The organism is Odoribacter sp. AF15-53 (genome assembly GCF_003479425.1).
Lineage (GTDB): Bacteria > Bacteroidota > Bacteroidia > Bacteroidales > Marinifilaceae > Butyricimonas.
Genome location: NZ_QUHC01000005.1, coordinates 160,412 through 177,125, shown reverse-complemented (window position 1 = coordinate 177,125; position 16,714 = coordinate 160,412). Strand labels below are relative to the sequence as shown.

At 41.2% G+C, this 16,714-nt stretch carries 13 protein-coding genes and 1 tRNA gene; 8 read left to right on the top strand and 6 right to left on the bottom strand.

The window, feature by feature from the left end:
• From DWW52_RS12285 to DWW52_RS12265, 5 genes are all read right to left on the bottom strand, one after another.
• Complete coding sequence (locus tag DWW52_RS12285) at positions 1-753, bottom strand: DUF4843 domain-containing protein (protein ID WP_118715811.1); 753 nt, start codon at positions 751-753, stop codon at positions 1-3.
• Between the two features lie 21 nt (positions 754-774).
• The gene (locus DWW52_RS12280) at positions 775-2,289 is read right to left on the bottom strand and encodes a RagB/SusD family nutrient uptake outer membrane protein (RefSeq protein ID WP_118715810.1); all 1,515 of its coding nucleotides are present in this window, start codon (positions 2,287-2,289) and stop codon (positions 775-777) included.
• A 17-nt stretch (positions 2,290-2,306) separates the two neighbouring features.
• Positions 2,307-5,627, bottom strand: a complete 3,321-nt coding sequence (locus DWW52_RS12275) for a SusC/RagA family TonB-linked outer membrane protein (RefSeq protein WP_233556879.1) — start codon at positions 5,625-5,627, stop codon at positions 2,307-2,309.
• A gap of 147 nt (positions 5,628-5,774) precedes the next feature.
• On the bottom strand, positions 5,775-6,992 hold the full coding sequence (locus tag DWW52_RS12270; protein ID WP_118715808.1) for a FecR domain-containing protein: 1,218 nt from the start codon (positions 6,990-6,992) through the stop codon (positions 5,775-5,777).
• Positions 6,993-7,260: 268 nt separating this feature from the next.
• On the bottom strand, positions 7,261-7,812 hold the full coding sequence (locus DWW52_RS12265; RefSeq protein ID WP_233556878.1) for a sigma-70 family RNA polymerase sigma factor: 552 nt from the start codon (positions 7,810-7,812) through the stop codon (positions 7,261-7,263).
• 348 nt (positions 7,813-8,160) lie between these two features.
• On the opposite strand from DWW52_RS12265, the gene DWW52_RS12260 reads away from it, so the two are divergent.
• From DWW52_RS12260 to DWW52_RS12225, 8 genes are all read left to right on the top strand, one after another.
• Positions 8,161-8,946, top strand: coding sequence for a TatD family hydrolase (locus DWW52_RS12260; RefSeq protein ID WP_118715807.1), 786 nt, complete (start codon positions 8,161-8,163; stop codon positions 8,944-8,946).
• An 80-nt stretch (positions 8,947-9,026) separates the two neighbouring features.
• Complete coding sequence (locus DWW52_RS12255) at positions 9,027-10,067, top strand: asparaginase (RefSeq protein ID WP_118715806.1); 1,041 nt, start codon at positions 9,027-9,029, stop codon at positions 10,065-10,067.
• A 128-nt stretch (positions 10,068-10,195) separates the two neighbouring features.
• Positions 10,196-11,014 carry a MotA/TolQ/ExbB proton channel family protein gene (locus tag DWW52_RS12250; RefSeq protein WP_118715805.1) on the top strand — a complete coding sequence of 273 codons (819 nt, stop codon included), beginning with the start codon at positions 10,196-10,198 and terminating at the stop codon, positions 11,012-11,014.
• A gap of 3 nt (positions 11,015-11,017) precedes the next feature.
• On the top strand, positions 11,018-11,464 hold the full coding sequence (locus DWW52_RS12245) for a hypothetical protein (RefSeq protein WP_118715804.1): 447 nt from the start codon (positions 11,018-11,020) through the stop codon (positions 11,462-11,464).
• A gap of 35 nt (positions 11,465-11,499) precedes the next feature.
• Positions 11,500-12,087, top strand: a complete 588-nt coding sequence (locus tag DWW52_RS12240; RefSeq protein WP_118715803.1) for a biopolymer transporter ExbD — start codon at positions 11,500-11,502, stop codon at positions 12,085-12,087.
• Positions 12,087-12,554, top strand: coding sequence for a biopolymer transporter ExbD (locus DWW52_RS12235; RefSeq protein WP_118715802.1), 468 nt, complete (start codon positions 12,087-12,089; stop codon positions 12,552-12,554). Before DWW52_RS12240 ends, DWW52_RS12235 begins: the two co-directional genes overlap by 1 nt.
• 80 nt (positions 12,555-12,634) lie before the next feature.
• Positions 12,635-12,709: transfer RNA gene (locus tag DWW52_RS12230), tRNA-Arg, on the top strand.
• A 74-nt stretch (positions 12,710-12,783) separates the two neighbouring features.
• Positions 12,784-15,264: an ATP-binding protein gene (locus tag DWW52_RS12225; RefSeq protein ID WP_118715801.1), complete on the top strand. Its 2,481-nt coding sequence runs from the start codon at positions 12,784-12,786 to the stop codon at positions 15,262-15,264.
• A gap of 53 nt (positions 15,265-15,317) precedes the next feature.
• On the opposite strand, the gene DWW52_RS12220 is transcribed toward DWW52_RS12225, so the two are convergent.
• A complete protein-coding gene (locus tag DWW52_RS12220) occupies positions 15,318-16,652 on the bottom strand; it encodes a sigma-54 dependent transcriptional regulator (RefSeq protein WP_118715800.1) in 1,335 nt (444 codons plus the stop codon).
• Positions 16,653-16,714 lie beyond the last annotated feature (62 nt).

Genomic DNA, 16,714 nt, shown 5'->3' with positions numbered 1-16,714 from the left:
TTAAACATTTACAACCATCAAAGAACCATCATCTTCTCTAATAGCAGGCTCCTGTTCACTCAACCATTTTTTGAATTCCAATGCCTTCTTAATCGCTTGATCCGGACTATTCTTGATCAAATCCCCATTAAACTCTGCATTTCTATCCACATTTTCCAAAAATAATTTATACTTCTTCTGCGAATAAACTCCCAACAATTCATTCTCCACTTCTGATGTCCACCAAACAGGTTGAGTTTGCACCGTCGTCGCAATAATTTTCGCCCGAATACGTTCCACCTGTCCCAGCTGTATTCTATCATTCGGGACCAATTCGACCACCAACCGCACGCCTTTCTCCAAAGTTTTCATACGTTCACTCCGACGCATCACCACTCGAATAACATCTTGATACTGTATCGAATCCTCGCTCATGGCATTCGCATGAAAAATATACTTTTCATCTATCATATATTCATCCGGCAAAGCCGTAGTTTCCTCTTCCACTACCCGCAAGCCGAATTCCAAATCACTCATCAATTTGAATCCAGACAAATTCACCTTCAATTCTGCTGGCAACTCTAACACATTATCGGCAAAAAAGAAAAACGAAACCAATGTCGAATCGGCTGATTCTGTTCCCGGATACATCGCATCTACATAAAACTTATCAAAACATATTTCATGCTCATCCTGAAATATCAAAGTATCCTTACTCTGGCAAGCCGTTAAACAACATATCCACAAAAGTGCTATAGTAAAATTTGTTTTCATATTACTCTACAAATAAAATAATTATAAAAATTGATCTGCCGGAACCGGGACCAAATACTCCTCCCTCTTCAATGGTCTTGATTCTGCCCGATTAAATTCAATATCTGCATTCAGACGCTTATACAAATAAAACAACTGTCCCTCGGATATCCACTCTCGACGAGCATCCAAAATCAATTCCTTCACAAAACCATCCCAGCTCGCACCACCGTCAATTGTCACGACACATCCGCGATCGGAACGAATTTCATTTAAAATACGATAAGCTTCCACATAATTTTGCTCACGTGCATAATACTCTGCCATAATATATTGCATCTCCGTTGCCCGAATCACAGGCAATATCGTAACATTACGTTCACGGATCAACTCGTCATCACTACAATACCATTTCCCAGATACAGGAAACTGACCGCCCGCAAGATAAATCATATACTTTGAACGATAATCCAAATTTGACTCATCATCACCTTGTGAATTATAAAACAATTCCTGTTTTTCAGAATTTACAACCAACCAAGTCTTATTATCACTATCATTTTCTTTTTTAAAAAAAGTAGTCAATTTATTATCCGTGTATTGCTTCTCATTATAAACTGCAAAAATCAAATTAGACACAATTTTTAAATCCGTCTTTGCTTCAAACGTACTAGGCATCACTCCGTTAAAATTCACGTCGCCATAAAAAGATTTACCTTTTAATTCAAACTTCATCACCTCTTCGGCCAAACGGAAAGCATCCTCGTGACGGTCGGCATATTGATACACTCTAGCCAACAATGCTGAAATAGAGTAATAACTTAACCGGTATCCCCTACCGTTAAAAAATCCTTCCGCATAAAAACGTTTTTCTCCCGTTGCACTTGCTGCAATTCCCACATCCGTGGTATCGTAAACGGCAACCAACTCCCGCGCATACTCCAAGTCCGCAATAACCTTATTTAAAAAAGGTTTTACAGCGATTGCATCTGCTTGTATGTCAGGATATTTCTCCACGTAAGGAACATATGATTTCCCATCATCATTCACGGGAGCTGGAGCAAACAAACGTAACATGTCAAAATGCATCAATGCCCGACAAGCATACGCTTCCCCCAAAATCACGCTCTTCTCCCGCTCTTTCAACTGAAAAAGATCGGGCGACTCGTCTTGGATATTTTGTATTAAATTATTAGCATTTGCTATCACATTAAAAGCCGACTTCCAAATACCTTCAAGCACCGGAATTAATGAAACATCCGTGTACTTGTAAGCTCCCGCTGCAATATATGGATCATTCAAAGACATCGCAGTCATTTTCTCTAAATCATACTGCTGAGACATACAATCTACGATACCAAAGCCCAACTCTATCCCATACAGACTTCCACTTCCCATAGACTTATATAGCCCGTTTAACACGGAACGATAACCTTCCCCCGTGCTAAATACATCCGTTTCCGTCGCATCCGTTTCCGGTTTTAAATCCAACCAATCCGCACAAGCACATAACCCGACGCAACAAAAAATCACAATTATTTTAGAACAGATATTCATAATACACCTATTTTTTATTAAAAACCTAAGGATAATGTAAAACTATAATTTTTAGAATAAGGATAGTTGGTTCCCCTTTCTTCTTTTACCGTTGACCAACGACATAAATCATTCATATTAAAACGCAAACCCAATGATTTCAATCTCCAGCGACTGATTAACTTCTGATTAAAATCATACCCGCACGATAATCCCGTGAAATTAAAATAATTATAATCTTGCACGAAACGAGATGTCGGTTTCGTTGTCGTCGTATTTTTCAAATCATAAAACGGGGCTACATCTCCTGGTTTTTTCCAACGTTCAGAAATAAGACGCCGATCCACATTCTCACTTGCCACCCTGGCATTCTCCACTTTATTCAATAAAGTAGAATTGTAGGTTTGAGCTCCCCATTGATACATAAAAGAAGCATTCAAATAAAATCCCCGGAAACTAAGATTTAATCCCAAAGATCCTTGAGCACTCGGGTTATTATCGCCAACCACTACCTGGTCATTAGCACTCCATGTATAAGTTGAGGTCCCACCTTTTTTGATAAACTTCTCTTTCCCGTTAGATGGATCAATACCTGCTGATCGTACAGCATATATTGCAGAGGTTGAAGCCCCCACATAATATTGAATCAACGGCGTAGTTTGCAAATCAACATAATCCGGCCAAGCAGCATCGTAATTGTCATTCAATTTCTTATTATACGCCTGAATGTCCTCACCCAACTCAGTGATTTCATTCTTATTTGCACCTAGATTCGCATTTACGGTCACCATCCAATCCTTATCTCTATATACCGTTGTATTTAACTGAATTTCAAATCCTTTATTAACGATTGCCCCATTATTTGTCTGATAAGAAGTAAAACCTGAAGATGACCGGATTGAAACTTCATCAATTAAATCTCTCGTCTCCTTATGATAATAACTAGCTTCGAGATAAAACAAATCATTCAAAAAACCTAAAGAAAAACCGACATCCAACGTATTCGTTGTTTCCCAGGTCAATCTAGGATTTCCCAAATACTTCAGACTCGAAGCCGAACCCGTATAATACCAGCTATCAACATCCGTCGCGTAAGTGGTTACCGCCGTGTAAGAAGGGAAATTCACCTTCCCCGTACTACCATAAGATCCCCGTACACGTAGACTACTAAGTAACCAGTTATCTTTTAACCATTCATAATTATGAACGTTAATTCCAACCCCCACGGACCAGAAAGGAGCAAAACGTTTATCGGAACCAAACTGAGAAGAACCATCCAAACGGAAAGAAGCATCCAAAAGATATATATTATTATAAGTATAATTTAAAGATGCCAGAAAACCGATCAATCGACTTTCAGTTGAAGACACATTCGTCTTATTTTCTTGTTTGGCAGCATAGGCCGAAGAATGCAGGGAACCCAATTGGAATCCCCTAAACTTCATGGAACTACTTTCACCCCGGGATTCTTGTACATTCACCCCGGCAACAGCATTAATATAATGATTATTCAATTGATTATTATAATAAAGCATTGCATTTACATTCCATGAATAATTATCTGCACGAGATAGACTAAGCGAACCTTTATCCCTTAACGTCGAATTTTCGAAAGTTGGATCTTTCGGATCAACAAATGATTCTGATTTATTCTCTGTTTTAGTAATACTGAACTGTCCTTTAAACTGCAATCCTTTCAATAAAAAGAGATTCACGTTCAAATTCTCGGTCAAATCATTCAAATGCGCCTTACCCGTATAGCTCTCTAAATTCTTGACCTTCCACAAAGGATTAATCGTTTTATCGACCAAACGATCCAGCAAATTACCATCTTCGTCATAAATAGCATTATAAGGCTGCAATTTCGCATAAGTACTAAAACTCCCGTAGGGAGAATCTTCCGAGCGCGTTGAAGAATAACTTAAAGTATTCATTATCTGCAACCAAGAACGATGACGAAAATCAATCGTTAAACTAGCACCAGCACGACTCCGATGCGATCCGATCATCACTCCGTTATTACTATCGTAATTCAAATCCAAGCTATACCGGATACTTTCCACCCCTCCCTGCAAATTCAAACTATGTTTATGATTAAAAACATTTCTCAAAGGCTTGGCTAACCAATCCGTATCGACACCACGCAAAACATTTGCCAATTTATTCTGATATTCAATATTCTTCGTAATCTGCATACTCGGAGTTTCCGAGGTATACACTCCTGCCCACTTTTCCAATTCCAACTTTTCAGCCGCATTACACAAATTATAATCGGATAAATCCGGGAACTCCGCACCTCCGTTAAAATTATACGTAATCCTCAACTCCCCGGGTTTAGGAGCAACCGTGGTAACAACAACGACCCCATTAGCCGCCCGTGACCCATACATGGCCGTTGCCGCCGCATCCTTTAGAATCGTCATACTTTCAATCCGATTCATGTCCATATCATATATCTTCTGAACAGAAACTTCAAAACCATCTAATATAAAAATCGGTAAATTAGGGTTATCGGTTAAATTTGTTCGTTGAACTTGCTTAGCCTGCTCCACGTCTAGCCCCTTATTCATACCAATACTCGATTCCCCACGAATATTGAACTCGGGTAAAGCATTCGGATCAGACCCCCACAATGTATTTTCTTTAATACGAAAAGAAGGATCAAAATATTGCAACGCCGCGATCACGCTTTTATTATTTACTTTAAGCAAATCCTCTTTCGTTACGGTTGTCGCATTCCCGGTAAAACTTGATTTCTGCACGTTAGCATATCCGGTAACCACCACTTCGTCCACACGTACCTTATCCTCTTGCAAAATAACATTAATTGTATCTTTTCCCACATATTTTATCTCCCGAGACTCCATTCCCACAAACGAAAAGATTAACGCAATATCTTTCATTTCTGGCAATGTTAAAACATACTTTCCCTCCGAATTCGTGGCCGTTCCCACGTTGGTTCCTTTAACCATGACCGTCACACCGGGCAAAGCCATTTTCTCCCGGTCTGTAACCTTACCAACAATCCGGATCTCTTTTCTTTTCTCTTCGTCCTTCACAGGCTTCAAAACAATAACGTGATCTTGAATAACATAAGTCAATCCTGTCCCCTTCAAACACGTGTTCAATATCTCCTCTACCGAGGATGCTTTAGCTTCAACATTCACTTTTCCCACCTTATCCAAATCTGCTTCATGATACATGAACACGAATGTTGTTTGCCTTTCAATAGCCCACAGAATATCCTTCAAAAAAACATCCTGCATAGAGATCGTAACCTGCTGTTTATTCTGGGAATAAGCCACCCCATAGGTATTCATCATCCCAAGAAAAACAAATAAAAATGTCCACTTTGACATACGCCATAATTTTTGCAATTTCTCATGTTTATTCACAAGAAACATCAGATAATTTTTCATAAATTTGTTCTCTTGATATTAGTTAATAATTATCTCTGTTCTAACAAGGTAATTACACGCAGGAAATGCTAGACCCATTTCCTGCTTTTATCTTCCTTGTCTTATCTTTAATACCGTTCCTTCTTTATTTATTTTCACTTTACCATTTAACTCAAAAATATTCAATAAAGGCTCAATCGTTTCATGCCTACTCATGTTAAAACCAAAACGCAAATTTTTAACACTCTCATCTTCATATACGACCTGCACGTTATACCAACGCTCGACAGCCCTCATGATATCTTCCAAACGCACATCCCGGAACCGGAATTTACCATCTTTCCAAGCCACGAAATAACTTACATCAACAGACTTGACTCCACATTTCCCACTTTCCCGATCAAACACGAACTGCTCATCTGGTTTCAACACAATTTTTCCTTCTATCCCTTCTCCGGATATAGCAACGGCTCCTTCCACCAAAGTCGTTTCAACCGTACTCTCTTCCTCGTAAGTTGAAATATTAAAATGAGTTCCCAAAACCTGCACGTCATAAGTCCCCGTTTTCACGATAAAAGGCTTCTCCACATCTTTAGCGACCTCAAAATATGCCTCACCCTCTAATTCAACTACTCGAGTTTGCCCTGAAAAAAGTACTGGAAAACGTAAACGAGTTAACGAATTCAAATAAACCAACGTTCCATCACTCAACTTCACTTGATATTCCCCACCCCTCGGAACCCGAACTTCATTATAAACAACACGCTCTTCCTCCAAATGAACCACATCTTCATACGAAATCTGCTTCCGAGTATTATGAATCAACACGTTTTCCCCCTTTATAACTCCTGTTTGCTCGACCAAATCAATCAACTTTCCATCAGCCATCACTAATTGCGCTTGGGGTTTACCCGGCATCACGGATACAGGCTCTCTGTCAGACAATTTTTTACTCTCATTGCCTGCAAAAAAATAAAACACCCCCCCGACCAATAGCACTATTGCCGCATAATTCATGATCCTTATCCGTAATGATTTCCGACGATCTTTCTTCTGTTTCTCCCGAAAACCGTCCCATCCTGCCAATTTATTGAACGAAGCAAATTTTTCCCGGGTCAATTTTTGTCTCTCCATATTTTGCATACGTTCATACAACTGCTGATGCTCCTCAGATTGTAAACGCCATTTTTCTAATAAATGATACTCATCATCCGTTAATTCTCCAGTCAAAGATGCCGCAATCCACTTTGCCACAAGCAACAAGTCATTTATATAAATCTCCCCGTCTTGATTACCTTTAAAACGACACTTACTCTTCTTATCCATAGCTTAAAATTAATTGAAAATACAATTCTTGTAAACAATAAATTTCACCAACTTCATTTATACAACACAAAAACCAAAATTCATGGTGAACGGGAAAGTAATTATTTTTAGAAATAATTCATTTTTTATCATTTCAGAACATGCAAAAACTAAAAATGAATTACAGTTTCAATACACACAGATAGGATACAAGCGTTTGTTATTGACAGGTTTATTCTATATCCCTACCATATTATTAGCCAGCAAAAGCAATAACTCTCGGCAATACCTATTTCAACCAAGAACAAAAAACAAACAGAAGGTAGTAATAATCCTTTAAAGCCGCTTTCAATTTTTTATACGCCAGTTTTTTCAACGTATGAACAGAATTCTCGCTAATCTCCATCTTTTCAGCAATCTCCGAATTTTTCAAACCATCTAACGCTAACTGAATCACTTCCCGAGTTTGCACGGGTAAAGCCTCCACTGCATTATAAAAAATACGATAAGCTTCTTCTTCTATCAGCGTATCAGCAAAAAATGAACTGGATTCCAAAACAGAAATATCTTCCCATTTTTCCCTGTGATCTCGGATAAAATTCAGACAATCATGCCGAATCATTGTATAAAGAAAAGATTTTACCTTGAAATAATTATCGAAATATTGCCGTCGATTCCAGAACTTCACAAATCCTTCCTGCACGATATCCGCCGCCAATGCATCATCCTTCAAGTAAGTCGAGGCAAACACACATAATGCCTGATAGAATTCGTCAAACAAATTCTTGAACACCCGTTCATCTATTTGTAATATGCCATCATTAAAAATGCTCATCCGCATACACCTGCTATATACATAGGCAAACCTACTAAAAAATATAGAATCGCACAAACTCTTACTCACAAATCGCATTTCACGTCTCACGCAATTAACTTTCTACCCATTACTCCACTCCACCTCATATCCATCGCTTACATCTATTCGTTATCTCTTTGTTAAACATTCGTTATATCTTCGTTCCTATACAAGGCTATTTTAACGATAATATATCGAAGAGATAACGGAGATATGTAAATGATACTATTGAGCAGTACTAGTTTACACATGTAGAATCTTCCTTTTGTCAATCCCCGAACAATTCACTACTTTTGCCTTCGGATTAATGACTAATTTATATCACATCATAGCATGTTTATAGATACACATTCACACATCTATGCCGAAGAGTTCGATCAGGACCGGGAAGAAGTCGTTCAACGGGCATTAGAGGCCAACGTGCGAAATATCATCCTCCCGGATATTGATAGCACGACCCGGCAAGCCATGTTATCTCTGGCCGAGGCTTATCCGGAAAACCTGTTTCCCACGCTGGGGGTTCATCCGACATCGGTCAATGACTCGTACGAAACGGAAATGCAACTTTTCGAAAAATCCCTCGGACAACATACTATATATGGAATCGGGGAATGCGGGATAGATTTGTACTGGGACAAGACATATTACAAAGAACAAGTCATCGTTTTCGAACGACAATTAAATATCGCCCGGGAAATGGATTTACCCGTCATTATCCACTCCAGAGAATCCCTCGCGGAAATATTCACCGTGTTGCAAAGACAACATTATAATATGAAAGGAATACTCCATTGTTTTCCCGGCACGGAAGAAGACGCCCGTCGGGCTATCGACTTGGGCTTCCTACTCGGTATTGGGGGAGTTGTTACATTCAAAAGATCACTCATGGCAGAGGTTGTGCGGGAAATCGGGACGGATCACCTTGTGCTGGAAACAGATGCCCCCTACCTAGCACCCGTTCCACACCGGGGAAAACGCAATGAAAGTAGTTATATTCCGTGTATAGCCGCTAAAATTGCTGAAATACTAGGCTCCGACACGAAAAAAGTCGAGGAAATAACAACGAATAATGCAATGAATTTATTTAATTTGCATACCAGTAGCGTGGATCGTCCATAAAAGCAACAACGATCGAGTGGCTGGTAGGAGCGTGATAAAAGCCTGAGGCTTATAATATTTTAGTTTTTAACTTTGTACGTATGACCAAACCCGTATTAATCATATATACCGGAGGAACAATCGGAATGGTAAACGATCCCGAAACCGGAGCGTTGTGTCCGTTCAATTTTGACCAGATCGCTTGTGAAGTACCGGAAATTAAAGAATTCGGCTTCACGATTGATAGTTACACTTTACCGGAGATTATTGATTCTTCCGATTTACAACCCCAGTTGTGGAAAGATCTTTGCGAAATCATTCTTAAAAATTACGACAACTATCGCGGATTCGTCATCTTGCACGGCACGGACACGATGGCCTATTCGGCTTCGGCCCTAAGTTTCATGCTGAACAACCTGACAAAACCCGTCATTTTCACGGGCTCACAATTACCGATTGGGAAAATCAGGACAGACGGGAAAGAGAATTTAATAGCCGCCATCGAGATTGCGGCCGCTTACGACCAGGAAAAAGCGATCGTTCCGGAAGTCTGCATCCTGTTCGGGGATAAACTATTCCGGGGCAACCGGACGACAAAAATCAACGCCGAGAGCTTCGACGCGTTCCAATCGTACAATTACCCGGCACTGGCTCATATCGGAATACATATTCATTACGACTACAGCGCAATCGATTACACTCCGAGAACGGAACCCGTGAGTGCATTCTGCGATGTTGACACGAATATCGCTATATTAAAGATATTCCCGGGTATGCGACCGGAGGTCATCGATGCCGTGACCGACATCCCCGGTTTAAAAGGAATTATACTGGAAACCTATGGATCCGGTAACGCTCCGACGAATAAAGTTTTTCTTAACAAAGTAAAGGAGGTCCTATCCAAGGGGATTTTTATATATAACGTTACCCAATGCCAGGGTGGAAGCGTGGAGATGGGTAAGTATGAAACAAGTAGAGAACTACTTAACGCCGGGGTGATCAGCGGGCACGACATAACGACCGAAGCGGCGGTGTGCAAAATGATGTACGTACTCGGCAAATATAAAGACACTAACGAAATAAAAAAATATTTAAATAACGGCTTGAAAGGAGAAATATCTCCCAAATATATTGGATTTTAACATTTTTTTTATACCTTGGTGCCCGATTTGAACCGGAGTGCGGTGCAAAGTGAGAAGAAAACAGCTTAAACAGATATTATAGAGTTAAATTTTAATTATTAATAAACTAAAAATCAGTTAAATTGATCATGAGAAAATTATTTGCACTAATAGCAGTTTTAGGAATGCTTACTATTGGAGCATCATCTATGCTAATGGCTCAAGAGAATGAAACGACTCAAACGGAGACCACTGAAACTACAGAGACTTATCAAGACGACGAGGAAACCACTGATCCTACCGTGTTAGAAGACGAATCACAAATCGAAAGTACTTCTTTCCATGCGGCTTTGAAACAGAAATTCATCGAGGGTGGTGCCGTTTTCATGAGCTTCGTTATCCTAGCGTTGATTTTCGGTTTGGCTATCGCTATTGAAAGAGTTATCTATTTGAACTTGGCTTCTACCAACACGAAGAAATTGATTTCAAGTGTAGAAGATGCATTGGAAAACGGTGGAGTTGAAGCAGCTAAAGAAGTATGCCGCAACACCAGAGGTCCTATCGCAAGTATTTTCTATCAAGGTCTGTCTCGTTACGACCAAGGTATCGACATGGTTGAAAAATCAGTTGTATCTTACGGTTCTGTTCAAATGGGACTTTTGGAAAAAGGAATGTCTTGGATCGCATTGTTCATCGCCTTGGCCCCGATGTTGGGATTCTTGGGAACTGTAATCGGTATGATCGACGCCTTCGATAAGATCCAGGCAGCAGGTGATATCCAACCGTCTTTGGTGGCAGGAGGTATCAAGGTTGCATTGATCACGACCGTGGGTGGTTTGATCGTTGCCATGATCCTTCAGGTATTCTACAACTATTGTATTGCTAAGATCGAGGGCATCGTTAACGATATGGAAGATGCTTCCGTAACTTTATTAGACATCCTTGTAAAATACAATCAAAAACACTAAACCATGCAGAAAATAACCAAGTTATTAAATATCCTGACCATTGTAATGCTCGCCGTTACGGTTGTGTTAGTTGGGCTATTTTACTTTGGGGGGGAACTTCCAAACGCCCAATACCCAACCCCCGTGTACACGGAGCAATTAATTTGGTGGGCATACGTTCTATTCGGGTTTGCCATCATAGCGGCATTGATCTTCCCGATAGCCAGATTATTTACCCGGCCGAAAGAAGCAATCAAGAGTTTAATCGCCCTCGTGGGTATCGTTATTCTCGTGTTAATCGCTTACTCAATATCTGACGGTACAGTGTTGAACTTACCGGGATATGACGGTGCGGATAACGTTCCTGCAACTTTAGAGTTTGCCGATACGATCTTATTTACCATGTATTTCTTGGGAATTATTGCTATCGGTGCTATCATTGTTACAGAAATTATTAGAAGAGTGAGATAATATTTCCCCGAAAGGGTGAAAAAAAAAGAGATAATATGGCAAGAAAAAAGACACCGGAAATTAATGCCACTTCAACGGCGGACATCGCATTCTTGTTGTTGATCTTCTTCTTGGTATCAACAACAATGGACGTAGACTCCGGATTGTTCAGACGATTACCGCCCATGCCGCCACCAGATATGGTGATCGCTCCGCCTGTTGCCAAACGTAACATATTACAGGTTTTGGTAAACAAGGACGACTTGTTGGCAGTAAACGGAGATCTGATGCAAATCTCCAACTTGAAGGAAAAGGCAAAAGAATTTATCTTGAATCCTCACAACAAAGAGGATCTTCCAAGTAAAGTGATCAAGGAAATTCCTTTCTTCGGGAAAGCGGAAGTCTCTAGGGGAATCATTTCCCTGCAGAGTGACCGGGGAACCTCCTACAAGATGTACATTGCCGTTCAGGATGAACTGACCGCGGCATACAACGAGATCAGAGACATGAAAGCCATGGAGAAATGGGGAAAGAAATACAACGAGCTCACGGAAGAACAAATGGATGCCGTGAGAAAGCTTATTCCGACCGCCATATCCGAGGCAGAACCGAAAAACGTTAGTGGGAAAGGAGGAAGAAAGTAATGGCTAAATTTAGAAAAGACGGCAAAAAAGAGGTACCTGCAATTTCGACAGCATCTCTACCGGATATCGTGTTCATGTTGTTATTCTTCTTCATGGTTAGTACCACGATGCGTGAAGTAACTCTTATGATCAACAACGGTATGCCCGAAGCAAAAGAAGTTACCAAGCTGGAGAAAAAATCTCTGGTAAGTAACATCTACATCGGAAAACCGAAAGATCAATATGTAGGTACTTACGGAAGTGATCCCCGTATCCAATTAAATGACAAACTGGCCGGTCTGCACGAAATTGCTAATTTCGTCATCGCCGAACAGGAAACTCGTAAAGAGGAAGAACGGAACATGATCACGAATAACTTGAAAGTTGATCAGTTTACAAAAATGGGTATCGTGACCGACGTGAAACAAGAATTGCGTAAAGCAAATTCTCTACGTATTAGCTACGCTACTCGTAAAAAAGTAAAATAGTTTATCTATTATACATTAAAAAAGGGAGCAAATTGCTCCCTTTTTTAAAAAAATGATTAGCTTTGCACTCGATAAATATTGGTCCCCTAGTTCAATGGATAGAATGAAGGATTCCGGTTCCTTTGATATGGGTTCGAGTCCCGTGGGGATCACCACTAAAAATAGTCAACCTCTCTCAGAGATTTAAGGTTGACTATTTTTTTATACATTTGCTATAAATCTATTCGTTATGCAAAGACCGTTCAAATTTACCAAGCTGAAATTGATCACAGGATACATACTCATTCTCCTGTTGGGAGCCATCGCCATCATCTTCATCTACAAACAAACGATAGCCCTGACCACAAAAGGGAATGACGAAGTAGTCATGCAACGGAAATTATTCATCATCAGCAACACGCTGGCAAAACTTTACGAGGCAGAGAACACGGGAATATCTTTCTCGCAAACCGGATCTCAAAAGAACTTTGATACCTACATGGACTTAATCGAAGATATCCGGAACAACATGGATACTTTGAAGAATCTTTCCGTGAGCTTGGAGCAAAACCTGCGAATAGACACCATAAATTACCTTTTGAGCAAGCGTATCACGAACCTGAACGACTTGCGCTATTTCAAAAAATACTCTACCCCGGAGGATTTTTACAACAAAACCATTGAAAAAATAGAAACACTCAAAGACACAACCGATGAAATACCCTATATCCGGGAGAAGGTCATCGCGGTCATCGACAGCAGTTACACGATCCGGGAGAAAAAAGGACTATTCAGAACGCGGATAGATTCCGTGTTGAATATAAATACCACGTATCATCGTATCGTGGACACGCTCAACACGGCTAATGACAACACGAACACGGACACCTTGATGAACGTGATCCGGGATTCATGGAGCCAGTACCAGCAACAAAAAGAGGAAATTGATACAGAGATTTCCCGGCGGGAAAAGATCGTTATCCAAAGCGGGCAGAATATCACGGAACGATTGAAACGAGTCTTGAGAGACCTTGAAAAAGAAGAGGTCGAAAACACGATCACCCGGCTGGAACAACAACAGATCACGACACATCAACTTACTCAAACCATATCCTGGATCGCCATCATAGCTTGCGTGCTGGTGGTCTTTTTCGTTGTCCTGATCATCAACGACATCACCCAAAGCCAGCGTTACAGGCGAGAACTGGAACGGGCGAAAACGTACACGGAACGCCTGCTGCATAACCGGGAAAAATTGATGCTGACTGTCACGCATGACATAAAATCCCCGCTAAGCTCTATCATCGGGTACATAGAACTATTAAACAATACCCGGCTCGAAGATCGGCAGCACTATTTCCTCAAAAATATGAAAGGTTCGGCCGAGCATATCCTGCATCTAGCCAATAACATGCTCGACTTCTCGAAACTGGAATCCAACAAGATGGAGATCAACACCATTCCATATAACCCGGGACGCCTGCTACAAGAAACAGTAGACAGTTTCCTGCCCTTGGCCGCACAAAAGAACCTAGAATTAAAAAGTGATATCAGTAAAGCCCTAAATGACCATTACATGGGTGATTCCATGAAAATTCGTCAAATCGTGGTAAACATTCTATCCAACGCAATCAAATACACCCGAGAAGGCAAAGTCTCCTTATCCGCATTTATCTCCGCCACCAAAGAGGAGCAGTTTGTCATCGTGATTAAAGATTCGGGACCGGGGATGACACGAGAAGAACAGGAACTCATATTCAAAGAATTCACCCGTCTAAACCCGCAACACAATAACGGCGCAGAAGGAACTGGACTTGGATTAACGATCACGCTTCAACTGGTACATTTACTCGGCGGAGAATTAACCCTTGACAGTAAAAAAGGCGAGGGAAGCACCTTCACGGTGAAATTCCCCTTGATAAAGGCCCCGACCCAAGAGATACAAGTCACGGAAGTCCCCGTCGCAGCACCCGTGATGCACGAGGGAATGAAAGCCTTTATCGTGGACGACGATCTTCTGCAACTGACAGTCACGACAGAATTACTACAAAAGGTAGGCATTCAATGTGCCACCTGCACAAACCCGCGAGAAGCACTATCCCAATTGGAAAAAGGGAAATTCAATATTGTCTTCTCGGATATCCAGATGCCGGAAATGGACGGTTTCGAACTCGTCAAACAAATACGGGAATCCAAACTTGAGCATGTAAAAAACATTCCCGTTATAGCCCTATCTGCACGGGACGACATGCAGGAAACCGAATACCAGAACGCCGGATTTTCCGCTTACCTGAATAAACCGTTCACCCCGGAACAACTCTACGCTAGGGTAAATCAACTATTAGGATGCTCGATAAATATTAAACCAGCAACGCCCCACACACAGGATACTAACGCCCCGTATGACCTGAAAATGATCATGGTATTTGCCGATAATGACAAAGATGCCGCTAACCAGATTATCGGTTCTTTCATCATGGACTGCAAAAATAACTTCCAACTATTAGCCAATCACCTGAAAGCGCGTGAAACAGAACAGATTTGTAAATTGGCACATAAGATGCTTCCGATGTTCAAGCAATTATCCATCCATGAGGTGATTCCCCCCTTGCTTTTCTTGGAAAAGATGCCAAAGGAAACCGAAGAAGAAAAAATAAGAGAGGCTATCGAGGAGATCCTGAACAAGGGTAACAAAATACTACAATTACTAGAAAAAGAAGTCGAGAAATGAGAGAGTAACAGTCTAATAGCACCTCTCTCAAAATTCTAATATTACAAAAAATCTTACAAGTCCTCCAACCCGTAACTTTTCAATTTATTATACAAGGTCTTCCGGTCAATCTGGAGCATACGAGCCGCCTCACTCTTGTTATTTCGACATTTCTGCATGGCCTCCTTGATAAGATCAATTTCCATTTCCCGCCGGGTCGTGGATGTTCTTTCCGGCTCCACGGGTTTCTGCTCCAATTCGGGAGGTAAACAACTCTTCGAAATCAAACTACCCATGCACAGTAGCGTAGCCCGTTTCACGATATTACGCATTTCCCGCAAATTCCCCGGCCAAGAATAGGTTTTGAAGATACGCATCACCTCTTCATCAAACCCGGCCACTTGTTTTCCAAGTTCTTCATTTGCCTTGTCCAGGAAATGATTGGCAAAAATCAGAATATCTTCCTTTCGCTCCCGGAGAGGTAAAGCCTGAATGGAGAATTCGTTCAACCGATGATACAAATCCTCCCGGAAACGCCCGCTAGCCACAGCCTCTTTCAGGTTCTCGTTCGTAGCTGAAATGATGCGGACGTCAAAAGGCACGTCAACATTTCCACCCACAGGATGCACCTTACGCTCTTCGAGCGCACGTAGCAACTGCACCTGAACGTCATACGGCAGATTACCGATCTCATCCAAGAAGATCGTCCCCCCCGAAGCCGTCACGAAATATCCCTGTTTATCACCAACCGCTCCCGTGAAAGAACCTTTCACGTGGCCAAAAAACTCGCTTGCGGCAAGATCTCTGGGGATTGCCCCACAGTCGACCGCCACGAAAGGCGCATCTTTCCGGTTACTCATCGAGTGGATCAACCGGGCGATGTACTCTTTGCCCGTACCGCTCTCCCCGTTTATCAACACGGTCATCATCGTGGGACCTACCAAATGAATATATTCGTATTGTCGATCAGCACCCTCGCTAACACCCTTGATATAGGCAAAGCTTGTCGTTTTCGCTTTAGCAGGAACGGGCTTACCGACAGGTTCGGCTTCCAGCTTCAACGCTTCTTGCAATTTTTTGAGTATTTCATCCGGGATAACGGGCTTCGCTACATAATCGAAAGCTCCCAACTTTATGGCAGTCACCGCAGTCTGGATATCGGCATACCCCGTCATAAGAAGCACTTGCGTGTCGGGAGTTTTTTCTTTGATCACCCGCAACAAATCAATGCCATCTTTATCGGGCAAACGCAAATCGGTAAGTACAAGGTCAAAGCTCGCTTTTTCCAGTTTCTTCACCGCCTCCTTGTACGAAAAAGCATTCTCCACTTCAAATCCTCGTTTTTCCAACCAGTTCTTCAACATGATACAAAATGTAGTATCATCATCTACGATTAAAATCTTTGCCATAAGTCGATTAATTTCAAACACGAAAATAGCCTTAATCGACTAAACAAAAAAGTATTTAACGG